Origin of the sequence: Microvirga aerilata (assembly GCF_016743775.1) — a bacterium.
GTDB lineage: Bacteria > Pseudomonadota > Alphaproteobacteria > Rhizobiales > Beijerinckiaceae > Microvirga > Microvirga aerilata.
Window position 1 is genome coordinate 89,971 of sequence record NZ_JAEQMY010000008.1, and the last position, 14,596, is coordinate 104,566.

A 14,596-nucleotide genomic window follows, 5' to 3' on the forward strand; every position below is an offset into this window, starting at 1 on the left:
TGCGCGGGGATGACAGCGGAGGGCAGGCTTATGCTTCCAACCTGCTTCAAGCCTCGGACTTGTTTTCAAGCCTCAGACTTGGCGATCTCGGCCTCCACCTCGGCGGGGTCGAGATCGTAGAAGCGGGAGCAGAACTCGCAGGTGATGCCGATGCGGCCGTTGTCGCCCACCATGTCGCGGCGATCCTCCGGCGGGAAGCGCCGCATCATGCCCATGATGCGCTCGTGCGAGCAGGAGCATTCCTCATGCAGGTGCTGGCCCTCGAACACCCGCACCCCGCGCTCGTGGAAGAGCCGGTAGAGCAGCCGCTCGCTGGAAACGGCCGGATCGATCAGCTCGTGATCCTCGACCGTGCCCACCAGGGACTTGGCCTCCATCCAGGCGTCGTCCTCCGACGGCTGTGCGAGATCGTTCGACGGATGCCCTTCCGGGATGTCGCCGGGATCGAGGTCGGGCTGGCGCAGCCGCTCCGAGGACGAGGGCAGGAACTGGATCATCAGCCCGCCGGCCCGATAGGTGTGGCGGCCGCCCTCGAACTGCTCGGCCACCGCGAGGCGCACCTGCGTCGGGATCTGCTCGGACTGGCGGAAATACTGGTGCGCCGCCTCCTCGAAGCCCTGGCCTTCGAGCGCCACCACGCCCTGGTAGCGGCTCCGGTCGGAGCCCTGGTCGATGGTCATGGCAAGGTAGCCGGAGCCGAGAAGCTCGCCCGTTCCCGGGGAGGTGGAGCCCAGGGCCTCGATCCTGTCCTTGTCGAAGCGGGCCGTGGCGCGAAGCCGATCGGGCGCGTTGAAGTCGACCACCACCATGTCGATGACGCCGTCGGTCTTGGTCTGAAGCTGGAAGCGCCCTTCCAGCTTCAGGGACGCGCCGAGCATGACGGTCAGCGCCGCCGCTTCGCCGATGACGCGGGCCACCATGTCGGGATAGCCGTGACGGGCCAGGATCGTGTCGATGGAAGGCCCGAGACGCACCACGCGCCCGCGCACGTCGAGGGGCTCGACCGCGAAAGGCAGGACCACGTCGTCGTTTCCTTCAAACGAGGCTGAACTCATGCGCTTGCTGCTCCAAGGCACCACGCGAGGATGCCCTTTTGTGCGTGAAGCCGGTTCTCGGCCTCATCGAAGACCACGGATTGCGGACCGTCCATGACCTCGTCCGTCACTTCCTCGCCGCGATGCGCCGGAAGGCAATGCATGAAGACAGCGTCCTTGTCGGCCACGCCCATGAGCCGGCCGTTGACCTGGTAGGGCTTCAGCAGGTTCTGGCGGCGGAACTCGTCGTCGTCGCCCATGGACACCCAGCAATCGGTGATGACGGCGTGGGCTCCCTCGGCGGCCTCGAAGGCATCGGTCGTCACGCTGATCTGCGCTCCTTCCTGTTTCGCCCAGGACAAAAGCTCCGGACGGGGGGCAAGTTCCGGCGGCGAGGCGATGTTCAGCCGGAAATCGAGGCGGGCCGCCGCGTGAACCCAGGAGGCGAGCACGTTGTTGGCGTCCCCCGTCCAGGCGATGGTCCGCCCCTGGATGGAGCCGCGATGCTCCTCGAAGGTCATGATGTCGGCCATGATCTGGCACGGATGGGTCATCTTGGTCAGGCCGTTGATCACCGGGATCGTGGCGTATTGGGCAAGCTCCGTCACCATGGCATGGTCGAGGGTGCGGATCATGATCGCGTCCACGTAGCGGGACAGGACCCGCGCCGTGTCGGCGATGCTCTCGCCGCGGCCGAGCTGCATCTCCTTGCCGGTGAGCATCAGCGTCTCGCCGCCAAGCTCGCGCATGCCCACGTCGAAGGAGACGCGGGTGCGGGTGGAGGGCTTGTCGAACACCATGGCGAGAGTCTTGCCCTCCAGGGGACGGTCCTTGGCCTTCTCGCCCCGGCGGCGCTTGGCCTTGATCTCGGATCCCACATCCAGGAGATGGCGGATCTCGGCTGCGGAGAAGTCGCTGAGATCGAGGAAGTGACGGGTCTTCATTGGGCTGCTCCCGGCTGAGCGGCGGTCTTCAGCTCAGTTTCCATGGCCGCGCAGGCGGCGTCCAGGCGGTTGAAGGCTTCCGCGATGTCCCCGTCGCTCACGATCAGCGGCGGCAGGAGGCGGACCACGTTGTCGCCGGCCCCGATCACGAAGATCTTCTGGGCGCGGGCGGCGGCGATGAACTCGGTGTTCGGCACCACGGTGCGCAGGCCCATCATGAGCCCCTGCCCCCGCACCTCGGCGATGACCCCCGGGTGGCGGTCCTTCAGCTCGGCGAGGCGCTGCTTGAGGAGCAGGCCCTTGCGCTCGACCTCCTTCAGGAAGCCGGGCTCCAGGATCACGTCGAGCACCGCGTTGCCCACCGCCATGGCGAGCGGGTTGCCCCCGAAGGTGGTGCCGTGCGTTCCCGCGGTCAGGCCCTTGGCGGCCTCGGCCGTGGCGAGGCACGCGCCCATGGGGAATCCGCCGCCGATGCCCTTGGCGACCGACATGATGTCGGGGGTCACGCCGGTCAGCTCATAGGCGAACAGCTTGCCGGTGCGGCCGACGCCGGTCTGGATCTCGTCGAAGATCAGGAGGAGGCCGTGCCGGTCGCACAGGGCGCGCAGCTCCCGCAGGAAGGCCACGGGAATCTGGCGGATGCCGCTCTCGCCCTGGATCGGCTCGATCATGAGGGCGGCCGTCTCGGGCACGATGGCGGCCTTCAGGGCCTCGAGATCGTCGAAGGGCACCTGGTCGAAGCCTTCGGCCTTGGGACCGAAGCCTTCCAGGTACTTGGCCTGCCCGCCGGCCGCGATGGTGCCGAGCGTGCGGCCGTGGAAGGCGCCCTCGAAGGTGATGATGCGGAAGCGCTCGGGGTTCCCGTTCACGTAATGATAGCGGCGGGCCATCTTCATGGCCGCCTCGTTGGCCTCGGCGCCGGAATTGGAGAAGAACACCACGTCCGCGAAGGTGTTGTCCACGAGACGCTGCGCCAGCCGCTCCCCTTCGGGGATCTGGACGAGGTTCGAGGTGTGCCAGATCTTGGAGGCCTGCTCGGTGAGGGCCTGCACCAGATGCGGATGGGCGTGGCCCAGGGCGTTGACCGCGATGCCGGCCCCGAAATCGAGATATCGCTCGCCATCTCGGCCGAAGAGCCAGGGGCCCTCCCCTTTCTCGAAGGAAAGTTCGGCGCGTGCGTAGTTCTGCAGCAATGGCGATGTCACGGGTTGTCTCCGCCTCAAGGGACCCAAGGTCGCACCCGGGCCCGAAAAAGAAAGCGCCGCCCTGAGCGGGGCGGCACGGCTGTGGATTCTAACGAGGCTGAAGACCCTGTCAATTCAAGAGAAATGAACTGACCCATCACAAGGAATTTTGACCCAGGGTGAGTTCCTTGGGGAAAACGACATGGCCTGTTCAGGGACTCTTGCGCCGGAGTCCACCCATCCTGTAACTTCGGGGCAGTCGAGTACGGCATTCGTGCGGCGGCTTTCACCCTCAGGAGCGACCCTCGCAGCGCGGTCGGACATAAAAACCCTGTCCGCGAGGCATCCGGGATTCTGAGTTTCAAAGCGGCCACCGATGGAGGCAGGTCAAAAATGATAGATGCGGGCGCAACTTGGACGGACGAGCGGGTCGAGCTCCTGAAGAAGCTCTGGATTGACGGTTTGAGCGCGAGCCAGATCGCCGCCGAGCTCGGCAACGTGACCCGCAACGCGGTGATCGGCAAGGTCCATCGCCTCGGCCTCTCCGGCCGCGCCAAGGATGCCAAGCCCGCAGGCTCCCCGGCGGCCGCGGCCCGCCCGCGCAAGGCCACCCGCGCTCCCAGCGCGCCGGCCCCCATCGCGCCTCAGCCGCACAACAACAACGTGAACAACGTGGTGATCGCCCCGATCCCGCTGCAGCCCGTGATCGAGGAGCCCGCCCTCCTGCCCGACGAGGAGCTTGCGGTTCCCATGTCCGAGCGCGTGACCATCATGGATCTGCGCGAGTCCATGTGCCGCTGGCCCATGGGCGATCCGACGAAGCCGGACTTCCGCTTCTGCGGCGGCCGCTCCATCACGGGCCTGCCCTATTGCACCCATCACTCGCGGATCGCCTACCAGCCGGTGGCCGACCGCAAGCGCGAACGCAAGCTCGCCCGGGCATAAGACTCCGACGCGATCCAAACGAAGAGGCCGCGCTGTGTTCCTGCAGCGCGGCCTCTTTGCTTTCATGTTCCGGCGTCAGGCGTCGAGCGCCTGCTCCTCGCGGGCGAAGGTCTCGTCGAAGGAATAGCCCGCGCCCCTGACCGTCCTGATCGGGTCGGGCCTGCGCGGCAGGTTGATGGCCTTGCGCAGGCGGCCCACATGCACGTCCACCGTGCGCTCGTCGATATAAACGTCGTGGCCCCACACGGCGTTGAGCAGGTGCTCGCGGGAGAAGACGCGGCCGGGGCTCTGCATCAGGAACTCGAGCAGGCGAAACTCCGTGGGTCCGAGATGCAGCTCCTGGCCCGACCGGCGCACCCGGTGGGTTTCGCGATCGAGCTCGATGTCGCCGGCCCTCAGCAGGGTCGCGATATGCGTGGGCTTCGCCCGGCGCAGGAGCGCGCGCACCCGCGCCAGCAGCTCCGGCACGGAGAACGGCTTGACGATGTAGTCGTCGGCGCCGGTGGCAAGCCCGCGGATGCGGTCGCCCTCCTCGCCGCGGGCGGTGAGCATGATGATGGGCAGGCGCTCGATCTCCGAGCGCGCGCGGATGCGCCGGCACAGCTCGATCCCGGAAAGGCCCGGCAGCATCCAGTCCAGCAGCACGATGTCGGGCACCTGCTCCCGCAGGCGGATTTCCGCCTCGTCCCCGCGGGACACGCTGTCCACCTCGTAGCCTTCGGCCTCGAGGTTGTAGCGCAGCAGCAGCATCAAGGGCTCTTCGTCCTCGACGATCAGAACGCGAGGCCCCATCCTCAGGCTCCCGCTCCGACGGCCGCGTCGATGGACCGGTCGTTCTTCGGCCGGTCGATGGCCAGCGTCTCGCCGGTGACGAGGTAATGAACCGTCTCGGCGATGTTGGTGGTGTGATCTCCGATGCGCTCGATGTTCTTGGCGCAGAACAGGAGATGCGTGCAGAACGAGATGTTGCGCGGGTCCTCCATCATGTAGGTGAGGAGCTCCCGGAACAGGGACGTGTAGAGCGCGTCGATGGCCCCGTCGCGCTTCCACACGTCGAGCGCCTTTTCCGTGTCCTTCTGCGCGTAGGCGTCGAGCACGTCCTTGAGCTGTCCCAGCACGAGATCGTTCATGTGCTGGAGGCCCACGACGATCTTGTGCGGCTGGAACTCGCCGCCGATGGCCAGCGCGCGCTTGGCGATGTTCTTCGCCAGGTCGCCGATGCGCTCCACGTCGCCGGAAATGCGGATCGCCGAGATGGTTTCGCGCAGGTCGACCGCCAGCGGCTGGCGCCGGGCGATGGTCAGGATGGCGCTCTCCTCCACCTCGCGGTGCAGGACGTCGAGGCGAGGGTCCGACGCAATCACCGTCTGGGCCAGGGTCTTGTCGTGCCGGGCGAGCGCCGCGACCGCATCGACGAGCATCTTCTCGGAGATGCCGCCCATCTCGGAGATGCGCTGCCTGAGCCCCTGCAGATCGTTGTCGTAGGAGCTGACGATATGCTCCGCCATGGTAAGACTCCCTTGAAGCGCTTCGATCAGCCGAAGCGGCCCGTGATATAATCCTGGGTTTGTTTCTTGGCAGGATTCATGAACATCCTGGTGGTCGGTCCGAACTCGACGACCTCGCCGAGATACATGAAGGCCGTGAACTGCGAGATGCGCGCCGCCTGCTGCATGTTGTGCGTGACGATCACGATGGTGAACTCGGAGCGAAGCTGCTCGATCAGCTCCTCGATCTTGCCGGTGGAGATCGGATCGAGCGCGGAGGTCGGCTCGTCGAGCAGGATCACCTCGGGCTTCTGCGCGATGGTGCGCGCGATGCACAGGCGCTGCTGCTGGCCGCCGGACAGGCTCATGCCGGACTGACGCAGTTTGTCCTTCGCCTCGTCCCACAAGGCCGCCTTGCGCAGGGCCTCCTCGACGCGCCCGTCGAGCTCGGACTTCGGCAGCCGCTCGTACAGTTTGATGCCGAAGGCGATGTTGTCGTAGATCGACATGGGAAACGGCGTCGGCTTCTGGAACACCATGCCGACGCGGGCGCGCAGCTCGTTCACGTCGATGGACGGCGACAGCACGTTCTGCCCGTCGAGCAGGATCTCGCCATCGGCGCGCTGCTCGGGGTAGAGGCTGTAGATGCGGTTGAAGGTGCGCAGCAGCGTCGACTTTCCGCAGCCGGACGGGCCGATGAGGGCCGTCACCTGCCGGTCGTAGAAGTCGATGGAGATGTCCTTCAGGCTGCGGAAATCGCCATAGTGGAAGTTGAGGTTTCTGACGGCGATGCGAACCGGAACGCCGGTATCGGCGGCAGCCGCGTTGCCGATGGCGCTGCTTGCGGAGACGGCAATCGTGCTCATCGGACTTGATCCTTCCTCAGGAGCAGGCGCGCCACGACGGACAGCGCCAGAATCGATAGGGTGATGATGAGGGCGCCGGCCCAGGCCAGCTCGCGCCAGTTCTCATAAGGCGAAAGGGCGAACTGGAAGATCATGACCGGCAGGTTCGCGACGCCGCCCATCAGGTTGGGGTTGAACCAGAAGTTATTGTTGAGCGCCGTGAAGAGAAGCGGCGCGGTCTCGCCCGCGATGCGGGCGGTTGCCAGCAGGACGCCGGTGACCATGCCGGCACGCGCGGCCTTCCAGCTGATGCTGATGATCACCGTCGACATGGGCGCGCCGAGCGCCGCGCCGGCCTCGCGCAGGGAACCCGGCACCAGGCGCAGCATGTCCTCGGTCGTGCGCACGATCACCGGCACCGCGATGATCGCCAGCGCCACGCCGCCGGCCCAGCCGGAATACCCGCCCATGGGCTGCACCATCAGCATGTAGACGAAGAGGCCGATGAGGATGCTGGGGGCCGCGAGCAGGATGTCGTTCACAAAGCGGATGATCTCGGCAAGCTTGGAGCCCTTGCCGTATTCCGCCAGATAGGTGCCGGCCAGCACGCCGATGGGCGTTGCCACCACGATGCCGAGAACCGTGAGGATCAGGCTGCCCACGATGGCGTTGGCGATGCCGCCGCCCTGGCTGCCGGGACCCGGGGTCGTTTCCGTGAAGACCGCCGGCGACAGGCCGCCGATCCCTTCGACGAGCAGCATCAGAAGGATCCAGCCGAGCACCGTGGCGCCGATGACCGTGAACAGCGTGCAGACGACTTTCAGCGCCCGGTCCGCCAGGTGGCGGCTGCGGCGCACGCGCCCCCAGGCGGCAGGGCTCGGCGTCGTCTTTGCCGTCGCGGGTGTTTGCAAAGCGGTGTCCATCATCGACCCCTTAAGCGACCTTCACGCGCGAGACCAGAATGCGCGCGAGCACGAGCACGGTGAACGTGACCAGGAACAAGATGCAACCGAGCGCCATCAGGGCGTTCAACTGCAGGCCGATGGCCTCGTTGAACTCGTTGGCGATCCGCGACGCGATCGTGGAGCCCGGGTCGAAGAGCGAGCCCGACAGGCGGTTGGCGTTGCCGATGACGAAGGTCACCGCCATGGTCTCGCCCAGCGCGCGGCCGAGACCGAGCATGATCGCGCCGATGATGCTGACGCCGGCCTGCGGCAGCAGCACGTTGCGCACCACCTCCCAGGTGGTGCAGCCGATGCCGTAGGCGCTCTCGCGCAGGACCGGCGGGATCTGGTCGAGAATGTCCCGCGCGATCGATGCGATGAAGGGAATGATCATGATGGCCAGGATGATGCCGGCCGTCAGAATGCCGACGCCGGACGGCGTGCGGGCGTAGAGGATCGTGCCGACGATCGGCAGCCCCTCCACCAGATTGGAGACCGGCATCTGGATGTAGTTGGCGAACAGGGGCGCGAAGACGAAGAGGCCCCACATGCCGTAGATGATGCTCGGCACGGCGGCGAGCAGCTCGATGGTCGTTGCCACGGGCCGCTTGAGCCATGGCGGGCAGAGCTGCGTCAGGAAGATCGCGATGCCGAGCGAGAGCGGAACGCCGATCACGAGGGCGATCAGCGCCGTGCTCAAGGTGCCCACGATGGCCACCCAGGCGCCGTACTGGTCCTCGTTCACGTTCCAGACCGTCGACGTGATGAAGCCGAAGCCGAATTCGCGAAAGGCCGGGAGGCCGCCGTAGATCATCGCGCCGATGATCCCCAGCAGCACGATCAGCACCAGAAGGGCCGAGCCGAGGCTCGCGAGGCGGAAGACCCTGTCGAAGCTGGGTTTGAAGGATCGGCGAGCAGGAACAACCTGGCTCGACACGAGACGTTCTTGCGAGAGAGCTACCATTCGCCGATCCGCTTTGTTATGCCGTCAGGGTCGGCTTACTGCTTGATGAGAGGCTGACCCGAAGCGTTCTTGATCTCGCTCGCCCAAGTGGCGCGAACCTGATCCTTCAACTGAGCGGGCAGCGGCACGTAGTCGAGTTCGACAGCCATCTGGTCGCCGTTCTTGAAGGACCAATCGAAGAACTTCAGCGCCTCGGCCACCTGCTCCGGCTTCTCGGGAGCCTTGGGAACCAGGATGAAGGTCGGAGCCGTGATCGGCCAGGCCTCGTCGCCGGGCTGGTTCGTCAGCGAGATGCCGTAGCCGGGAGCGGACTTCCACTCGGCGTTGGCGGCGGCGGCCTGGAACGTCTTGGCCTCCGGCGACACGAACTTGCCGTTCTTGTTCTGAAGCTGGGCGAACGGGATGCTGTTCTGCTTGGCGTAGGCGTATTCCACATAGCCGATGGAGTTCGGCACCTGCTTCACGAGAGCGGCGACGCCCTCGTTGCCCTTGCCGCCCTGGCCGACGGGCCACTGCACGGAGGAGCCGGCGCCCGGGCCGCTCTTCCAGGATTCGGAGACCTGGGACAGGTAGGTGGTGAACACGCTGGTGGTGCCCGATCCGTCCGAACGGTAGACCGGCGTGATGTTGGCGTTGGGAAGCGTCACGCCCTGGTTGGCCTGGGCGATCTTGGCATCGTTCCACTTGGAGATCTTGCCGTTGAAGATGTCGGCCAGAACCTCGCCGGTCAGCTTCAGCTGGCCCGAGGCGACGCCCTGCACGTTGTACACCGCCACCACGCCGCCCATGACGGCGGGGAACTGGACGAAGCCGTCCTTCTGCAGCTCCTCACCCTTGAGGGGAGCATCGGTGGCGCCGAAATCGACGGTCTTGGCCCGGATCTGGCGAATGCCGCCGCTGGAGCCGATGGACTGATAGTTCAGACGGTTGCCCGTCTCCTTGTTGTAGGCCTCGGCCCACTTGGCATAGATCGGGAACGGGAAGGTCGCGCCTGCGCCCGTGATGTCGGCCGCAGATGCCGTGGTCGTAAGGCTCGCGACGGCAAGGCCGGCCGCAATGGCGTAGGACATAATCTTCACGATAAGTCTCCTGTTCATACAAGCGCGACAGGCGGCTTCAAAGCCCCAGGGCCGTGTCACGCGATGGGACAGCTAGGCCCGACGGATGTCTCCTCTACGACAGTTGGATGACAATTGCATGACACCCCGAAAGGATCCCTCGGGAGCCGCCTCAAACCCCCTCGGCCGAGGGGGGGATGGGGCTAGGCGGATGACGAGGGGCCGCCCGGGCCTGCGTCAGGAAGCGTCACCGTGAAACGCGCGCCCTGCCCCGGCTCGCTCGCGATGTCGAGGTGCCCGCGGTGGCGGGTGAGGATGTGCTTCACGATGGCAAGGCCGAGCCCGGTTCCGCCCTTGTCCCGGCTCTGCACGACATCGACCCGGTAGAAGCGCTCGGTCAGGCGCGGCAGGTGCTCGGGCGCGATGCCGGGGCCGTAATCCTGGACCGAAAGGGCCACATGGGACATCTGCTCCCCGTGGGAGGCGCCGATGCGCACGAGCTCCACATCCACCTTCCCGCCGCTCTCGCCGTATTTCACCGCGTTCTCGATCAGGTTCTCGGTCACGCGCAGAAGCTCGTCGCGGTCGCCCAGCACGGGAACCGGGCCGCTTGGGAGCTTGGCCTCGATGACCACCCCGCGCTCCCGCGCGAGCGGCGAGAGCGTTTCCACCATCTGAGACACGATGGCGGCCAGGTCGACGGTCTGCGTCGGCGTCAGATGCGCCCGCATCTCGATGCGCGACAGGGACAGGAGGTCGTCGATCAGGCGCTTCATGCGCTGCGCCTGCCCTTTCATGATGTCGAGAAAGCGCTCCCGGGCCCTGGCGTCGTCGCGGGCCGGGCCCTGAAGGGTCTCGATGAAGCCGAGGACCGAGGCGAGCGGCGTGCGCAGCTCGTGGCTCGCATTGGCCACGAAATCGGCCCGCATGGCCTCCAGGCGCCGGGCGGAGGTGAGATCGCGAAAGAACAGGACCACGCCCGCCTGCACTGCGACGTCGGGGACCGCCGCCCGCAAGGGGCCGATATGCACCTCGAACGTGCGCTCCCTGGGAACGCGCTCGGAATACTCCACCCTCAGGGGCGCGCCGGTTTCCAGCACCTCGTGAATCCCGTCGAGCACATCGGGACTGCGAAGGGCGAACGACAGGGGATGGCTCGTCTTCAAGCCCGCCAGGAGATCGTGGGCCGCCTTGTTGGCCTCGACCACCAGCACCCGCCCGTCGACCAGGATGACCGGGTCCGGGATATGGGCCAGAACGGCTTCCGCCACGCTGGAGCGCTGGGATTTGCGCGGCTGCGACCGCGTTCCGCCTCCAGGGCTGCGCCTGCGCCCAGCCAGGACGACGCTGGCCACGAGGGCGATCAGGGTTCCGATCAGAAGCCACACGTCGCCGTAGCCTCGCACGGCCGCAACGGCGATCAGCACCAGGCAGGCGATGGTGGCGCCACGAAGCGCCGCCTCGCGGATCGCGCCAGGATGCTGCGGGCCGGCTTCCGGCTTGGAGGCGTCAGGATCGTTCATGGGGTGAGATGCGCGGACGGGGATGGCGGGACCTTTGTCCGCCCTGTTTAGGGCAGGCCAAGGCAGGTGTCATCTCCCGCCCCGGACCTCACTCGACCACGACCTCGTCGTCATCCGGCTTGAACGCGTCCCGGGAGGACCGGATCCGGTTGCGGATCTCGTAGGCCCCCAGGAACGCCAGAGCGATCACAAAGGGAACCAGATAATAGCAGAGGCGGTAGAGGAGCAGCGCTCCCAGAACCGGCTCCCGCGGATAGTTCGAGAGCGCCAGGAGAATGGTGGCCTCGAACACGCCGAGCCCGCCCGGCGCATGGCTTGCGACCCCCAGCATGACCGCGAAGATATAGACCGCCACGAAGGTCTCGAAGCTGAGATTGTGCCCGCCCGGCAGGAGGACGAACAGGACGCCGGCTCCCGCGCAAACATCGCCCGCGCCGATCAGGATCTGGGCGAGGGACAGGCGAAACCCCGGCAATTCCAGCTTCCAGCCCTGGATCTTCACGGCGCGACGCTTGAGCGAGACCCAGATCATGTAGCCGATGACGAAGACGGCGGCGCCCAAGCCCACGAGCTGGTTGACCCAGATATGGGTGTAGACGAGGCTTGCCAGCTCATCGGCCTGGCTGATCAGGCTCAAGGCGAGAACCAGCGCCATGCCGAGCCAGAAGGTCACGCCGGCGATCACGGTCAGGCTCGCCACCCGCCCCGGGCTCACCCCCTTGGGGGAATAGATCCAGTAGCGGACGGTGCCGGCCGTGAGCAGCGGGAACCCCAGGGTGAAGCTCACCGCATAGCTCGTGAAGGATGCAAGGGCCGTGGTGCGATAGGGGATCTGCAGCTTGAGCTGACGGAGCGCGATGGCGTCGTAGCAGGTGAGCAGCCCGTAGCTGATGGCCGTAAAGAGCACCGCGAGCCCGATCTGGCGCAGGCTTGCCGCCGTGAAAGCGGCTTTCAGTTCATTGACGTCGATCTCTGACACAATGTGCCAGAGAACCACCAGAGATGCACCGAACAGGAGGACGCTTGCGGCCATCCCGATCCACGCGAAACGGCGGGAGCGGCGCTCCTTCGGCTGAAGCGCTTCGGCCGACGCCATTTCCGGCGGGGATACCGGACGGGAACTCATATCATTCATGAAAACTGTCATCAGCCTCAAGCGTGGAAAGGTCGCCTCATGGTGCGAGGGCCGACCTGCATCTATGCGCTTTCGCCGAGAACCGCCAGACGCCGCCGGCCTTTTAATGGTTTCGCAAGGCTGGCGCTACTCTTTCGCCCGGGAAATCGCGGTTGAAGCCGGATGTGGGTTGTCAGTCTCGAAAAAGGCCTACAACAATGCTTCCCTTGCTATAGGAGACTTGGCCGCACAGGCGGTCCTCGGGAGTTCTGAGTGGATTTCAAGGAAACAGAAACTCAATTCGCTGTTCTGGCGGAGTCCCTGCCCCAACTCGTCTGGTCGTCCCGGCCCGATGGCCATGTGGATTATGTGAATCGCCGCTGGCGCGAATTTACCGGGCTCACGCCCGAGCAGGTCATGGGCAATGGCTGGGAAGCGGCCATCCATCCCGACGACCTGCCCGGCGTTCGAGAGCATTGGCGCCGGTCCCTTGAAACCGGGCAGGCCTACGAATGGGAGTATCGGGTCAGGACGGCGGCCGGAGACCATGAGTGGTTTCTCAGCCGGGCCACTCCCATTCAGGATCTGTCAGGAACGATCGCTCGTTGGTTCGGCACGAGCACGAACATCCATGGCCAGAAGAAGGCTGAGGAGGCCCTTCGCCTGCTCGAGAGCCAGTATCGATTGGCCCTTGAGGCGGCCGATCTCGGAACCTGGCAGATCGATCTGGAAAAGCGCCTGATCACCTGGGACGAGGGAAGCTGCGCCCTCTACGGCCTTCCCCACAACGGATTGTACAGCCTCACGCTTGAAGAGGCTTGGACGATGATTCATCCCGAGGATCTGGAGCATGTGAAGGGGCAGATCGCATCCGCTGCCGATCCCGCATCCGGCGGCCATTACGACAGCGAATACCGTGCCGTTCTGCCTGACGGCAAACTTCGCTGGTTCCGTTCGCATGGGCAGGCTCTTTACGTGAACGAGGGCGGCACGTCCCGTGCCGTGACCCTGTATGGGGTCATCAGCGACGTCACGGAACGCCAAGCCCTGGAGGAGGGCCAGAAGCTCCTGACGCGGGAGCTGACCCATCGGGTCAAGAACCTGTTCGCCATCGCGAACGGCATGGTGTCGATGACGGCTCGCACGGCGAAAGACCCCAAGGATATGGCCAACTCCCTGCGCGGGCGCTTGAGTGCCCTCTCGCGGGCGCATGAGCTGGTTCAACCGGTCTCTACAGCGGACTCGGGAGCCGGCACCGATGTGGAGCTCGCCCGCTTGATCGAAGCGGTTCTTGAGCCCTACAGGCAAACCGGCCAGAACAAGATCACGATCGAAGGCCCCAGCGTCCTTGTCGGCTCCAACACGACGACGAGCCTCGCGCTGGTCCTGCACGAACTTGCCACCAATGCCGCCAAGTATGGCTCCCTGTCGAGCCCGGAGGGCGAGCTTGCCATCCAGTGGACCGTTCACGATGAGACGGCCGACGTTCTCTGGACGGAAAGCGGCGGCCCGACCATCGAGGGTCCGCCGGGCTTCGAGGGATTTGGCACTCAACTGTCCCAAAGAAGCATTACCGGGCAGCTCGGGGGCACCCTGGACCGGGAATGGCGGCCGGAAGGCCTGCGCGTTCACATGACCCTGCCCCTCAGCCGCCTGACCAGCTAGCGTTCGCGGACGAAACGCGCTCATCGTCCGCACCGGGAAATCCATCATGAATGTTCACCGCCGTGTTCTCGTTCTGGGCGGAGCGCGCTCCGGAAAAAGCAGGACGGCGCTGCAGCTTGCCGAGCGCGCATCCGCAAGCCGGATCTACATCGCGACGGCTCAGGCCTACGACGACGAGATGCGAGAGCGCATCGCGCAGCATCGCATGGAGCGGGACGGCTCCTGGCGGACACAGGACTCCCCCTTGGATCTGCCGCAGACGATCCGGGCTCACGTAGGCCCCGGAACGGCTGTGCTGGTGGACTGCCTGACCCTCTGGCTCTCCAACATCCTGCTGGCCGAGCGGGATCCGGGGCAAGAGACGGAGTTCCTGATACGGGCCATCCAGGAGGCCAGCGGCCCACTCATCCTGGTCTCGAACGAGGTTGGCCATGGGATCGTGCCTGCAACACCCCTCGGGCGCCGCTTTCGAGATGAGCAGGGCCGGTTGAACCAGCGTATCGCAGAGGCCTGCGACGCGGTCGTCTTCGTGGCGGCAGGCTGCCCAATCCTGCTCAAGCCAGCCCCCTCGCTGCAGCTGACCTTGGCATAGCTCCGCGACCCCGTAAGCCGGTTTTCACCCTGGCTCAACGGCCGCTGACGCCGACAGCCTCTCAATTATCACCTCGGCGACTGCATGCAGAACGAGCACTCTTGAGCACAAGCGGAGCTGATCTTCCGTAGCGGCTTGTCTGGCCCATACCCGGGGGCGGGTCTCAATACTTCGTCTTATTCCCGGTGCGTCATCACGTCATCGAAGCCTTGCCAATTCAGCAAGTATTTTGTTGAAAAATAAAGATTTCAGAAGAGTTCCCTCTGTATACAGATAGGGCACAAAACGTCGCACTTG

At 65.5% G+C, this 14,596-nt stretch carries 14 protein-coding genes; 3 read left to right on the top strand and 11 right to left on the bottom strand.

Annotated features, from left to right (window positions below; all coding sequences use genetic code 11):
• Positions 1-65: 65 nt before the first annotated feature.
• From JKG68_RS07750 to JKG68_RS07760, 3 genes are read right to left on the bottom strand one after another with little or no spacing between them, the layout of a single operon-like run.
• A complete protein-coding gene (locus JKG68_RS07750) occupies positions 66-1,055 on the bottom strand; it encodes an Hsp33 family molecular chaperone (RefSeq protein ID WP_202057712.1) in 990 nt (329 codons plus the stop codon).
• Positions 1,052-1,978, bottom strand: coding sequence for an ornithine carbamoyltransferase (gene argF, locus JKG68_RS07755; protein WP_202057713.1), 927 nt, complete (start codon positions 1,976-1,978; stop codon positions 1,052-1,054). The genes JKG68_RS07750 and argF overlap by 4 nt, the downstream gene beginning before the upstream one ends.
• On the bottom strand, positions 1,975-3,183 hold the full coding sequence (locus JKG68_RS07760; RefSeq protein WP_202057714.1) for an aspartate aminotransferase family protein: 1,209 nt from the start codon (positions 3,181-3,183) through the stop codon (positions 1,975-1,977). Before JKG68_RS07760 ends, argF begins: the two co-directional genes overlap by 4 nt.
• Positions 3,184-3,555: 372 nt before the next feature.
• On the opposite strand from JKG68_RS07760, the gene JKG68_RS07765 reads away from it, so the two are divergent.
• The gene (locus tag JKG68_RS07765; protein ID WP_202057717.1) at positions 3,556-4,107 is read left to right on the top strand and encodes a GcrA family cell cycle regulator; all 552 of its coding nucleotides are present in this window, start codon (positions 3,556-3,558) and stop codon (positions 4,105-4,107) included.
• A gap of 75 nt (positions 4,108-4,182) precedes the next feature.
• Here the strand turns inward: JKG68_RS07765 and phoB are convergent, their stop codons facing one another.
• The 8 genes from phoB to JKG68_RS07805 all read right to left on the bottom strand — a co-directional run bounded on the left by phoB (position 4,183) and on the right by JKG68_RS07805 (position 12,063).
• Positions 4,183-4,899, bottom strand: a complete 717-nt coding sequence (gene phoB, locus JKG68_RS07770; protein WP_202057721.1) for a phosphate regulon transcriptional regulator PhoB — start codon at positions 4,897-4,899, stop codon at positions 4,183-4,185.
• A gap of 2 nt (positions 4,900-4,901) precedes the next feature.
• A complete protein-coding gene (gene phoU, locus JKG68_RS07775) occupies positions 4,902-5,615 on the bottom strand; it encodes a phosphate signaling complex protein PhoU (RefSeq protein WP_202057730.1) in 714 nt (237 codons plus the stop codon).
• Between the two features lie 26 nt (positions 5,616-5,641).
• Positions 5,642-6,460, bottom strand: coding sequence for a phosphate ABC transporter ATP-binding protein PstB (gene pstB, locus JKG68_RS07780; RefSeq protein WP_202057735.1), 819 nt, complete (start codon positions 6,458-6,460; stop codon positions 5,642-5,644).
• Entirely contained in the window at positions 6,457-7,362 is a 906-nt protein-coding gene (pstA, locus tag JKG68_RS07785) for a phosphate ABC transporter permease PstA (protein ID WP_202057879.1), read from the bottom strand. Before pstA ends, pstB begins: the two co-directional genes overlap by 4 nt.
• A gap of 10 nt (positions 7,363-7,372) precedes the next feature.
• Entirely contained in the window at positions 7,373-8,347 is a 975-nt protein-coding gene (gene pstC / locus JKG68_RS07790) for a phosphate ABC transporter permease subunit PstC (RefSeq protein WP_202057736.1), read from the bottom strand.
• Positions 8,348-8,382: 35 nt separating this feature from the next.
• Positions 8,383-9,426: a phosphate ABC transporter substrate-binding protein PstS gene (pstS, locus tag JKG68_RS07795; RefSeq protein ID WP_202057738.1), complete on the bottom strand. Its 1,044-nt coding sequence runs from the start codon at positions 9,424-9,426 to the stop codon at positions 8,383-8,385.
• A 182-nt stretch (positions 9,427-9,608) separates the two neighbouring features.
• Positions 9,609-10,928, bottom strand: a complete 1,320-nt coding sequence (locus JKG68_RS07800; protein WP_202057744.1) for an ATP-binding protein — start codon at positions 10,926-10,928, stop codon at positions 9,609-9,611.
• Positions 10,929-11,016: 88 nt separating this feature from the next.
• A complete protein-coding gene (locus tag JKG68_RS07805; RefSeq protein WP_202057746.1) occupies positions 11,017-12,063 on the bottom strand; it encodes a lysylphosphatidylglycerol synthase domain-containing protein in 1,047 nt (348 codons plus the stop codon).
• Between the two features lie 252 nt (positions 12,064-12,315).
• Between JKG68_RS07805 and JKG68_RS34500 the strand changes: the two genes are divergently transcribed.
• The gene (locus tag JKG68_RS34500) at positions 12,316-13,707 is read left to right on the top strand and encodes a sensor histidine kinase (protein WP_202057747.1); all 1,392 of its coding nucleotides are present in this window, start codon (positions 12,316-12,318) and stop codon (positions 13,705-13,707) included.
• 46 nt (positions 13,708-13,753) lie between these two features.
• Positions 13,754-14,299, top strand: coding sequence for a bifunctional adenosylcobinamide kinase/adenosylcobinamide-phosphate guanylyltransferase (gene cobU / locus JKG68_RS07815; protein ID WP_202057749.1), 546 nt, complete (start codon positions 13,754-13,756; stop codon positions 14,297-14,299).
• Positions 14,300-14,596: the final 297 nt, after the last annotated feature.